The following is an 11,059-nucleotide window of genomic DNA, read 5'->3' as shown; positions in this document are numbered from 1 at the left end:
CTGCGAGGATCGCAATCGCCATATCGGCAAGACCGGCCGTCCGGTAGTTCGCCATCGGACCCTGCTTGTGCTCCTGGTTGGGAACCGAGAACGGATGATCCCAGGTCTCGAGCGGCTGGACGTCCTTGTCGCGGCCGCTGGCCGACACCGTGCCGCCGAAGAAATTCGGATCCGGCACGAAGATCGAGCCTTCGGTGCCGTAGAGCTCCATATTTGCGTGGTTGTGCGACCAGACGTCCCAGCTGGCCGACAGGGTAATGGTCGCGCCGTTCTGGAATTCGAGCAGAGCGTGGATGTTGGTCGGAGTCTCGACCGGAATGACCTCGCCGACGCGCGGCTCGCTGGTGATCGTACGGGTCGGGTTGGCCATGGAGGTCAGAGCCGCCACGCGCTTGACCGGACCGATCAGGTTGACGAGGTTGGCGATATAGTATGGGCCTAGATCGAGGATCGGGCCACCGCCGGGCAGGAAGAAGAAGTCCGGGTTCGGATGCCACATTTCCATCCCCGGGCTCATCACGTGGCAGGTGCCTGATGTGACGCGGCCGATCCGGCCTTCATCAATATAGTTGCGGGCAAGCTGATGCGCACCGCCGAGGAACGTGTCCGGCGCGCAGCCGACCTTGAGGCTCTTCGCCGTCGCGATGCCGCGCAACTGCTCGCCTTGCTCCAGCGACAGGACCAGCGGCTTTTCGGAATAGACGTGCTTTCCAGCTTCCAGGATCATCTTGGAAACGGGGAAATGCGCGTCCGGAATGGTCAGGTTGACGACGATATCGACCTCGGGATTGGAAAGTAGTTCCTCGATGGTCTGGGCTGTGACGCCATATTCGGAGGCACGGACTTCGGCGGCCGCCGGATTGATATCCGCGCAGGCGACGATCTTGATGCCCTTGAACAGCGGTGCAAGCTTGAAATAGGTGGTGGAAATGTTGCCGCATCCGATGATGCCGACGCCGAGTTCCCCCGCAGTGGATTGCTGTGTCATGACTGGTTCTTTCTATCAGTGGGTCTTGATCGAAGCGATCGAGCGCTCGGCCGTCACCTTGTAGTCCTTGGGATTGTCGTGCTCGACGACGTAATATTTCACCGGCGTCGAACGAAGTGCCTTGAACAGTTTCGTCCAGTCGACCGTGCCGTGGCCGACATCGGCCCAGCCGTCCTGATCAGTGTTCTCACCGGCCGGCGCGATATCCTTGACGTGAACGGCGGTCAGGCGCTTGCCGTATTTCTCGATATAGGCGAACGGATCGGCGCCGCCGCGGATGACCCAGGCGATATCCGCTTCCCAGCTAAGGTTCGGGCCGCCGGCGAAGATGTGATCCTGCGGGATCGAACCATCAGGCAGCGCCACGAACTCGAAGTCATGGTTGTGCCAGCCGAAATCCAGACCTGCGTCCCAGAACGGCTTGCCGGCTTTTTCCAGCCGCTCGCCGAAGGCTTTCCAGCCGCTCGCATCGCTCGGCCGCTGGTCGGCTGCGATATGCGGGCAGTAGATCGCCTTGATGCCGAGCGTCTTGGCGATATGGACCGCGCGGGCCGGGTCGGATTCGAGCAGGTCGAGGCCGAAATGGGCCGTCGGCATGGTGACGCCGCTCTTCGTCATGTCGTCCTTGAGCGCCGCAAGGGCCGCATCATCAAGCGACGCATAGAGAGCGCCATACCCCTCGACTTCTGTATAACCAGCCGCGCCAACCGTCTTCAGGACATCGGAAAGCGGCGGAAAATTGCGGGCGCTGTAAAGCTGAAAGCTCACGTTCTGCATGGTGTATCCTTCCTTGGGAGTTTTATGGGAACCAGGTGTCGTAATCCGACACCAGGAGACGGGAGGGGTGGGAATCTTCCCGGATGGTGGAAAAGCGACCGACGGGTTCGCGAAAATAATTGTCCGTGAGATCGTCGTTGACGGTCGAGACCTCGCCCATCAGCACATCCGCCCCCTCCGCCCAGAAGGCGTGCCAGTTGCCGGGCAGAAGCGTGACACTTTCCCCGGGGGCCAGCCGCAGCAAAGCGCCGGCTTTCAGGGTGCGCAGGCGGGCATCGGTCGCGACGACGACATCGGAGGTTTCATCGACCGAGCCATCGGCGAGCGAATTGTACATCTGCAGCACCAGCATGCCGCCAGCGCGATTGATGATGTCCTCGGTCTTGATGGCGTGACGATGCAGCGGATTGATCTGGTCCCTGGCCGTGATCATCAGCTTTTCGGCATAGAGCATGCCGCGTCCGTGGGCGAGTGCTGCGGCGGAGCCGTTGCGCAGCGTGAACAGCACCAGGCCCAGTTCGCCAAAGCGCCCCTTGCCGTAATCGGTGATATCCCAGCCAAGTCGGCCATCACGGATAGAGGGCGTATCGGACGCGACGCGCGATCTCATTTCCTCCGGCGACCAAGAGGCGAACGGCGGCAGGATGAACCCATGCTGGCGCATGAAGGCATCGCTCCGCTCGATGATGGCATTGACCTCGCTGCGCAGCATCACGCCCCCTACCCGTTGCCCTGGCAGGACTGCAGGTCATAGCCGGTGAAGACAGGCCACTGGCCTGCCGCCAGTGGCCGTTTTGGCGTGAAGCGGATCGTGCGGCTGTCGCCCGCCGTCAGATCGAAGGCATTGTCGGAATAACGTCCCTCGATATCGGCCTCGATCATCACATGCAGGGCCAGACCCGTCGCCGCGACCGTGACGTCATAGGTCCCGTCACCAGCTGAAGCGACTGAGATGGCAAGGCCCGACGGCTGAAGGTCGAGCGCCTTGTAGGTGCCCTCGACATGATGTCCCTCGCCGCGCATGCCGTTCGACGCCTCTAAGGACCAGAACAAAAGCGTGTCCTTGGGGATGTCCGAGGCGGCGATGGTCAGAAGCGTCGCGGCGCGATCCGGGCTGCAGGTTCCGGCGGCTGCCGTCAATGGCTGTCGCTCGCCCGAAAGCGACACAAGGAAGGTCTGCAACGCGACGGTCACCGGTTCGGCGGTGTCGTTGACCATCGAGAAGGAAATTGTCTTGCCGTCGCTGGACGGGACAGCGGCGACCGCGACCGGCTGGAAAAACCGGCGCGCCATGTAATGCATGGCCTTCCAGTTGCCGCCGTAATCGAGGCTCGCCCAGGAGGCGACCGGCCAGGTGTCGTTGAGCTGCCAGTAGAGCGTGCCCATGCAATGCGGCTTCAGCGACCGCCAGTAATCGACGGCGGTGCGGATCGCCAGTCCCTGCTGGATCTGGCTGAGATAGACGAAGTTCGAAAAATCCTTGGGGAAACGGAAATACCGGAACATCGTCGCGGCGATGCGTTCGTTGCCGCCGGCGTTCTTCTGGTGCGCTTCCATCACCGGCGATGCGACGTTCAGGTCCTTCTGCTCGGCGAACTGCCGGACGATCGGCATCGAGGTATAGGACTGGAAGCCGAATTCCGAGCAGAAGCGCGGCTGCACGGTGCGATAGTTGTCGAATGATTTGTTCTCATGCCAGACGGACCAGTAGTGCATGTCGCCGGAACCGTCGGCATGCCACGCATCGCCGAAATCGAGCGGCCCCACGGACGGGCTCGACGGCCACCAGATCGCTTCGGGGGCTGCCGCCTTGATGCCAGTCTCGATGACGCGGTTGAGACGATCGTAGGAAACCAGATAACGATCACGATCCCTACGGCTCTCCTCGAACCAGGTGAGCGCCCCAACAAGCTCGTTATCGCCGCACCAGAGCGCGATCGACGGATGCGACGACAGGCGGTTGACCTGGTAATCGACCTCTGCGGCAACGTTTTCGAGGAAATCCGGCGTCGACGGATAGAGGTTGCAGGCGAACATGAAGTCCTGCCAGACCATCAGGCCGAGACGGTCGCACAGGTCGTAGAACCAGTCGGGCTCATAAAACCCGCCGCCCCAGATGCGGATCATGTTCATGTTGGCATCGACCGCCGACTGCAGGAGATCCTCGACCCCCTCAGGCGTCACCCGCGAGACCAGCGCATCGGCGGGGATCCAGTTGGCGCCGCGGCAGAAGATTTCGCGTCCGTTGACGCGGAAGGCGAAGCGGCTGCCTGCTTCGTCCGGATCCGTCAAAAGCTCGATCGTGCGAAATCCGATCTGCCGCGTGACGCTGTCGCCGGCAAGCGAGACGGTGAGTTCGGAAAGCGCCTGCTCGCCGCTGCCAGCCGGCCACCAGAGCGCCGGCCTATCGACCGTGAAGACATGGGTGACGCGCGTTTCGCCGGCGTTGACAGCGCAATCGAGATGTTCGCGCTGGCCGTCAAGCGTGAAGTCGATGCCGCTGATGCCGGGTTCCTTGGCAAACAGCGTTACGGTCACTTGCAGATCCACCGCGCCGTTTGCCTGCGGCACCTGCCGCGTCGCCACATGTTCGATGCGGGCAACCGCGAGCTTCTTCAACGCGATCGTGCCGTAGATGCCAAGCGGCGCGAGCGCGATGTTCCAGTCCCAGCCGAAATGGCATTGCGGCTTGCGCAGCATGTTGCCATTGGCAATCGGCGAATTGCCGGTCGAATAGGGAATGTAGAAAGGCTGCGCCGCCTGCCGTTCGGCGCCCGCCGCGATCGAGGAATGCAAGACGACGCGCAGCCTGTTTTCACCGGCCTTCAGAGCGGAACCGACATCGGGGCGATACCGCCGGAAGCAATTGTCGGCCTGCAGGACCAGGAGATCGTTGACATAGACGTCGGCGATCGTGTCGAGGCTTTCGATATCGAGATACCAGTGACCAGGCACATCATCCTCGTCGAGATGAAACGTCCGCTCCAGCACCCAGTCCTTGTGCGCCACCCACTGGACATCATCCTCAACACGTCCGCCATAGGGATCGGCAATGACGCCGGCCGTCTGCAGCGCACTGTGCACGTCGCCGGGAATAGCGATGGCCACTGCATGGCTGCCGTCGGACGAGGTCAACTGCCAGGTGCCGGAGAGGTCGAGAGTGGCATTGTTCTGGATGGTATTGGTCATGCGGTATACCCAATATACGTTCGTATGCGGGGCTTTCACCCCTTGTCGGCGACGCCGACATCTCCCCCACGAGGGGGGAGATTATTTTTCATCAATGACCAAGGAGCCAACGATAATCTCTCCCTTGTGGGGGAGATGTCCCGGAGGGACAGAGGGGGGCGCCCCTCTGCGCTCATGTCAATATCGTCTAAATCCTGTTTTCCGTCGCGGCGTCGAAGACCGAGGCTATCGACATGTCGAAACTGATCTTCAGCGCCGTTCCCGGTGCGTAGCGCCTCGAACCGGCGATACGCACCGAGATGGTCTGGCCGGCATGCTTGAGCCACAGGAGATTGTCGGCGCCCATCGGCTCCTCGATATCGACGACAGCATCGTGGACCTCCCGGCCGGACACGCTCTCATCGACCGTCACATGTTCCGGGCGAACGCCAAGCACGACCTTGCGGCCCGCCTCCAGCGGTCCTCGGGCCGGATAGGCTTCGAGGCCGAAATCTACGCCGTTGACTTCGACAACCCTACGGCCGCCCTTGTCCTTGATCTCGCCGCGGAAGAAATTCATCGACGGCGAGCCGATAAAGCCGGCGACGAACAGGTTTTCCGGGAAATTGTAGATGGTCATCGGGTCGGCAAGCTGCTGGATCACGCCGCTTTTCATGACGGCGATGCGGTCGGCCAGCGTCAGCGCTTCGATCTGATCGTGCGTGACGTAGATCATCGTGTTCTTCAACGACTGGTGCAGCCGCTTGATTTCGACGCGCAGTTCCGAGCGCAGCTTGGCATCGAGGTTCGAGAGAGGTTCATCGAACAGGAAGACATCGACATCGCGCACCAGCGCACGCCCGATCGCCACACGCTGGCGCTGTCCACCGGACAGTTCCGACGGCTTACGCTTCAACAGCGGCTGGATCTGCAGGATTTCGGCGGCGCGGGCCACGCGCTTGTCGATTTCCGCTTGCGGCACCTTGGCGACCTGGAGGCCGAAGGAGAGGTTCTTCTCGACCGTCATCTGCGGATAGAGCGCGTAGGACTGGAACACCATGCCGATGCCACGGTCCTTGGGTTCTTCCCAGGTGACGTTCTTGCCCTTGATGAAGATCTGGCCTTCGGAAATATCGAGCAGGCCGGCGATGCAGTTGAGGAGCGTGGACTTGCCGCAGCCGGAAGAACCGAGAAGCACCAGGAACTCGCCATCGCTGATTTCCAGATCGAGATGTTCGAGCACACGGACCGCGCCGAAGTTCAAAGACAGGTCCTTGATGGATACACTTGAATTCATTGGAGATCAGCCTTTCACAGCACCGGCGGCGATGCCGCGGACGAAGAGACGTCCGGAGACGAAATAGACGATAAGCGGGACAGCGCCGGTGAGGATCGTTGCCGCCATGTTGACATTGTATTCCTTCACGCCCTGCACCGAATTGACGATGTTGTTGAGCTGCACGGTCATCGGGTAATATTCCGGCCGGGTGAACACGACGCCGAAGAGGAAGTCGTTCCAGATGCCGGTGACCTGCAGGATCATCGCCACGACGAAGATCGGCAGCGACATGGGCAGCATGATGCGGAAATAGATCGCCCAGAACCCAGCGCCGTCGATGCGCGCCGCCTTGAACAATTCCTCCGGCAGCGAGGCGAAGTAATTGCGGAACAAGAGCGTCAGGATCGGCATGCCGAAGATGCTATGCACGAGGATCAGGCCGGTGAGCGTGCCATAGATGCCCATTTCGCGCAGCACGATGACGATCGGGTAGATCATCACCTGATAGGGAATGAAGGCGCCGATGACGAGGATGGAAAAGAACAGTTCCGCGCCCTTGAACCGCCAATTGGCCAGCGCATAGCCGTTGACTGAGGCGATGGCGATCGAGACGATCACCGAAGGAACGGTGATCCGCACCGAGTTCCAGAAGCCGCGTGAAAGACCGTCGCAATTCAGGCCCGTGCAGGCCGTGGACCACGCCTTCACCCACGGTTCGAAGGTGATTTCCATCGGCGGCGAAAAGATGTTGCCGAGGCGGATTTCCGGCATGCCCTTCAGCGAGGTGACGACCATCACGTAGAGCGGCAGGAGATAATAGGCGGCGGCGACGAACAGCGTGCCGTAGATCATGATGTTGCGCGGCGAAAGCAGCGGGCGAGGTTTCTTGCCCTGCGGGCCTGCAATGGCGGCAGCGCCGCCGGCCGGATTGTTAATGACGATATCAGACACGCTTGCGCCCTCCCCCAAATTCCAGATAGGCCCAAGGCACGATGATGATGGCGACCGTGATCAGCATCATGGTCGAGGCGGCGAAGCCCTGCCCCAGGTTCTGGGCCTGGAACATGTAGTCGTAGACGTATTTGGCCGGAACTTCGGACGCGATGCCAGGTCCGCCGCTGGTCTGGGCGACGACGAGGTCGTAAACCTTGACGATGCCGGAGGCGATGATGACGAGTGTGGTGATGAAGACTGGCCGCATCATCGGGATGATGATCAGCAGATAGGTCTTCCAGGTCGGAATGCCGTCGACGCGGGCTGCCTTCCAGATATCCTCGTCGATACCGCGCAGGCCGGCCAGCATCAGGCACATGACGAGCCCGGTGCCCTGCCAGAGGGCGGCGATGAGGATGCCGTAGATGACGATGCTCGGCGTATAGAGCGGATCGAAGGTGAAACTCGTCCAGCCGAGCGAACGCACCACGGATTGAACGCCGAATTCCGGGTTCAGGATCCATTGCCAGACGAGGCCGGTCACGATGAAGGAGAGAGCGAACGGATAGAGAAAGATCGTTCGTAACGTGTTCTCGAAGCGAATCTTCTGGTCCATCAGGGCTGCCAGCAGGAAGCCGATGACAAGGCTGAAGATCAGCGAAAAGAAGCCGTAGATCGCCAGGTTCTGGATCGAGATGACCCAGCGCGGCGCGTCCCAGAGGCGCTCGTACTGGTCGAGACCGACGAAATTCAGCCGCGGCAGCAGCTTCGAATTGGTGAAGGAATAGAGGACCGTCCAGAGTGTCCCGCCAAAGAAGATGACCATGGCCGTCAGGATCATCGGGATGGACGCAATCTTTGCATTCAGATTGCGCAGTAGTTGATTTGGTCGGCCCGCTTTCGCTTGTCCCGCCATTGTAATTGCCCTCCGGTCTCACAGGCGCTTTCGCAATCAGGAAGCTGGCACGCACAGCGCGCGCTCCCCTCGGTTACCCTTCCCCCAGCCATCTTCAGGCGGCCTTCGCGAGAGACGGGAACGCCGTCGCCCTGCACACAGCCAAGCCCATTAAAGGCAGGCTCCGAGAGGAAAAGACCGGCTCCGCATCCACGGAGCCGGCCTGCGACAGCAAAGCCTGCGATCAATCAGCAGATGCGATGATCTCGGCGAAACGCTTCTGCGCGTCTTCCGGCGTGATCGACGGATTGGCGAAGAATTCGGAGAACAGGTCTTCCTTCTGCTTCTGGCTGTCGGCCGAGAGCAGCTGGTCGGTGCCTTCGATCACGTTGCCCTTGGCGAGGATTTCGAGGCCCTTCTTCATGCAATCGTTGGCAGCCGCAAGGTCGACGTCGCCACGAACCGGCAGCGAGCCCTTCTTCAGGTTGAAGGCAACCTGGGTTGCCGGAGCGAGCAGCGTCGAAGCCAGGACTTCCTGGGCCTTGGACTTTTCTTCATCCTTCAGCAGCGGGAAGTAGAAGGCGTCACCGCCGGTCGAGATGATTTCGTTGACGCCGAGGCCCGGAAGGCAGGTGTAATCCTTGCCGGCAACCTGATTGGCGAGCGCGAATTCACCCTGTGCCCAGTCGCCCATGATCTGGCCGCCGGCCTTGCCGGTGATGACCAGGTTGGTGGCCTGGTTCCAGTCCTGGACATTGCTGCCCTTGGCCATCTTGCGCGCATCATCGGCAGCCTTGAAGACCTTGGCGATCTCGGGACCAGCAGCGGCTTCCTCGTCCTTGTCCTTGAAGACCTTGTAGAAGGTGTCCTTGCCGGCGATGGCGACCATCAGAACGTCGAACGCACCGGCCGCCTGCCAAGGCTGACCGCCGACGGCGAGCGGAACGATACCGGCCTTCTCGAGCGCCGGAGCGGCAGCGACGAATTCGTCCCAGTTCTTCGGAACCGCGACACCTGCCTTTTCGAAGGCGGCGTTCGAGAGCCAAAGCCACTGCCACGAGTGGATGTTGACCGGGGCGCAATAAATCTTTCCGTCGATCGTGCAGCTGTCGAGCAGGGTCGACGGCTTGATGATGTCCTTCCACTTTTCCTTCGTGGCGACATCCGTCAGGTCGCGCATCAGGCCGGCCTGCACCAGTTCCTCGGCCTGACGACCGTGGTTGAACTGGGTGGCACCCATCGGGTCGCCGCCGGTGATACGGCTGATCATGATCGGACGGGCGGTACCACCGGAACCGGCGATAGCGCCATCGACCCACTTGTTCCCGGTCGCATCGAATGCCTTGGCAAGCTCGGCCACGGCCGCAGCCTCGCCACCCGACGTCCACCAATGGGTGACTTCGAGATCGGTCGCGTTAGCCACGCCGAGCGGAAGCACCACAGTTGCCGCCAGAGCAGCAGCCAACAAACGCAGTTTCATGAGTTTTTCCTCCCTCACTGTAACGTTACCGGAAAAACTTAGTTCAATCGATTTACAGACGCAACAGCCACAACGCACAATTCCTGAAAAAATATTTAATACAATCGAAAGATGCATTTCTCTGTTTACCCGCCAGCCGGAAACCGCGCCATGCCGCAGAGCAATAACCTCAAGAAAACGCTTCAAATGCTGATATTTCGTCAGAAAATGACGGATTGGAATGCTTTTCGGTGGCGAGACCATTTCGCAGACGCACTAACCTTGTCGTGCAACGCATGATTCAACCCGGCCGAGAGACGCACCCGAAGACACTAAAAAAACTCTCGACAAGCCTACTGTATCGTTACAGATTTTCCGCAAAGGGAGAGGATGGGCAAAGGGTGCCCCTCTGTCACATTTCGTATATAAGGCGCTGAAAGACCCGAAGGGTCTGGCTGCAGGTAGCGCTGTCCTTGGGACAAGACTGCCTGAACATGGAAAACGGTGGGCGGGGGAATGGACGAGAAGACCAAAAACAGGCAGGCGACTGCGCCGACCTCAGCAAACGAACGTCCGACCTTGAAGACGATTGCCTTCATGACCGGCCTCGGCATCACGACAGTCTCCAGAGCCCTGAAGAACGCCCCCGACATCGGGGCCGAGACCAAGAAGCGCGTGCGACTTGTCGCAGCCCAGGTTGGTTACCATCCGAACCGCGCCGGCGTCAGGCTGCGCACGGGCAAGACGAATGTCATCAGCCTGATCCTCAGTCTCGAGGAAGAGTTCATCGGCCTGACGAGCCCCATGGTGGTCGGCATTTCGGAAATCCTGGCTGCCACGCAGTATCACCTCGTCATCACGCCCTACAGCATGCGAAGCGATCCGCTCGATCCGGTACGCTATGTGCTGGAAACGGGCGCGGCCGACGGCGTGATCATCTCGCGAACGGAGCCGAAGGACCCGCGCGTCGCGCTGATGATGGAGCGGAACTTTCCTTTCGGGACGCACGGCCGCACGGACATGGGTCTCGCCCATCCGTTTCATGACTTCGACAATGAGCGGTTCGCGTATGACGCCGTGCAAATGCTGGTGGAGCGCGGAAGACGGCGGATCATGCTGCTTCACCCGCCGGCGGGCCTGACCTATCATATGCACATGCGCACCGGATTCGAGCGGGGTTTGCGTGATTTCGGGGCGACGCCCGTCCCGTTCAACACCGTGGACCTCGACAACAGCCTCGATGAAATTCGTGTTGCCTGTGAGGCGGCGATGCGCGCACCGGGCGCGCCTGATGGCGTCATCTCGGGAAGCGGCGGCGGCGCCGTGGCGCTGGTTGCCGGGATCGAGGCCGCTGGCCTGCAGCTTGGACGCGATGTCGATATGGTCTCGAAACAGTCGAACGACATCATTCGCTGGCTGAGACCGGAAGTGATCTCGGTGCGGGAAAATTTCAGGCTGGCCGGACGCGAATTGGCTAAGGCTGTCATCGCCCGGATCGATGGGCAACCGGCAAACGAATTGCAGACTTTGAGTTACCCACCCGACGAAACCTGACGGATT

The 11,059-nt window shown here is 60.7% G+C and carries 9 protein-coding genes; 1 reads left to right on the top strand and 8 read right to left on the bottom strand.

From position 1 onward, the window contains the following. The 8 genes from VL202_RS20040 to VL202_RS20005 all read right to left on the bottom strand — a co-directional run. The coding region (locus VL202_RS20040; protein WP_325465842.1) for a Gfo/Idh/MocA family oxidoreductase at positions 1 to 988 on the bottom strand (988 nt) is incomplete at its 3' end. A 15-nt stretch (positions 989 to 1,003) separates the two neighbouring features. Then, positions 1,004 to 1,765, bottom strand: coding sequence for a sugar phosphate isomerase/epimerase (locus VL202_RS20035; protein WP_325465841.1), 762 nt, complete (start codon positions 1,763 to 1,765; stop codon positions 1,004 to 1,006). Positions 1,766 to 1,787: 22 nt separating this feature from the next. Beyond that, entirely contained in the window at positions 1,788 to 2,477 is a 690-nt protein-coding gene (locus VL202_RS20030; protein ID WP_325465840.1) for a D-lyxose/D-mannose family sugar isomerase, read from the bottom strand. A gap of 8 nt (positions 2,478 to 2,485) precedes the next feature. After that, positions 2,486 to 4,954 carry a glycoside hydrolase family 2 protein gene (locus VL202_RS20025; protein WP_325465839.1) on the bottom strand — a complete coding sequence of 823 codons (2,469 nt, stop codon included), beginning with the start codon at positions 4,952 to 4,954 and terminating at the stop codon, positions 2,486 to 2,488. Between the two features lie 187 nt (positions 4,955 to 5,141). After that, a complete protein-coding gene (locus tag VL202_RS20020) occupies positions 5,142 to 6,230 on the bottom strand; it encodes an ABC transporter ATP-binding protein (protein WP_325465838.1) in 1,089 nt (362 codons plus the stop codon). A gap of 6 nt (positions 6,231 to 6,236) precedes the next feature. Then, a complete protein-coding gene (locus VL202_RS20015; protein ID WP_325465837.1) occupies positions 6,237 to 7,163 on the bottom strand; it encodes a carbohydrate ABC transporter permease in 927 nt (308 codons plus the stop codon). Beyond that, a complete protein-coding gene (locus VL202_RS20010) occupies positions 7,156 to 8,061 on the bottom strand; it encodes a sugar ABC transporter permease (protein ID WP_325465836.1) in 906 nt (301 codons plus the stop codon). The genes VL202_RS20015 and VL202_RS20010 overlap by 8 nt, the downstream gene beginning before the upstream one ends. A 223-nt stretch (positions 8,062 to 8,284) precedes the next feature. After that, a complete protein-coding gene (locus VL202_RS20005) occupies positions 8,285 to 9,520 on the bottom strand; it encodes an ABC transporter substrate-binding protein (protein ID WP_325465835.1) in 1,236 nt (411 codons plus the stop codon). 495 nt (positions 9,521 to 10,015) lie between these two features. On the opposite strand from VL202_RS20005, the gene VL202_RS20000 reads away from it, so the two are divergent. After that, complete coding sequence (locus tag VL202_RS20000; RefSeq protein ID WP_325465834.1) at positions 10,016 to 11,053, top strand: LacI family transcriptional regulator; 1,038 nt, start codon at positions 10,016 to 10,018, stop codon at positions 11,051 to 11,053. Positions 11,054 to 11,059: the final 6 nt, after the last annotated feature.

The sequence above is a fragment of the Pararhizobium sp. genome (assembly GCF_035497515.1).
Lineage (GTDB): Bacteria > Pseudomonadota > Alphaproteobacteria > Rhizobiales > Rhizobiaceae > Pararhizobium.
This window is presented reverse-complemented; position numbering and strand designations above follow the sequence as displayed.

Bases quoted from the DNA above. Each gene is read 5' to 3' on its own strand.
- VL202_RS20035 (WP_325465841.1), bottom strand. From the start codon at position 1,765: ATGCAGAACGTGAGCTTTCAGCTTTACAGCGCCCGCAATTTTCCGCCG.
- VL202_RS20030 (WP_325465840.1), bottom strand. From the start codon at position 2,477: ATGCTGCGCAGCGAGGTCAATGCCATCATCGAGCGGAGCGATGCCTTC.
- VL202_RS20025 (WP_325465839.1), bottom strand. From the start codon at position 4,954: ATGACCAATACCATCCAGAACAATGCCACTCTCGACCTCTCCGGCACC.
- VL202_RS20020 (WP_325465838.1), bottom strand. From the start codon at position 6,230: ATGAATTCAAGTGTATCCATCAAGGACCTGTCTTTGAACTTCGGCGCG.
- VL202_RS20010 (WP_325465836.1), bottom strand. From the start codon at position 8,061: ATGGCGGGACAAGCGAAAGCGGGCCGACCAAATCAACTACTGCGCAAT.
- VL202_RS20005 (WP_325465835.1), bottom strand. From the start codon at position 9,520: ATGAAACTGCGTTTGTTGGCTGCTGCTCTGGCGGCAACTGTGGTGCTT.
- VL202_RS20000 (WP_325465834.1), top strand. From the start codon at position 10,016: ATGGACGAGAAGACCAAAAACAGGCAGGCGACTGCGCCGACCTCAGCA.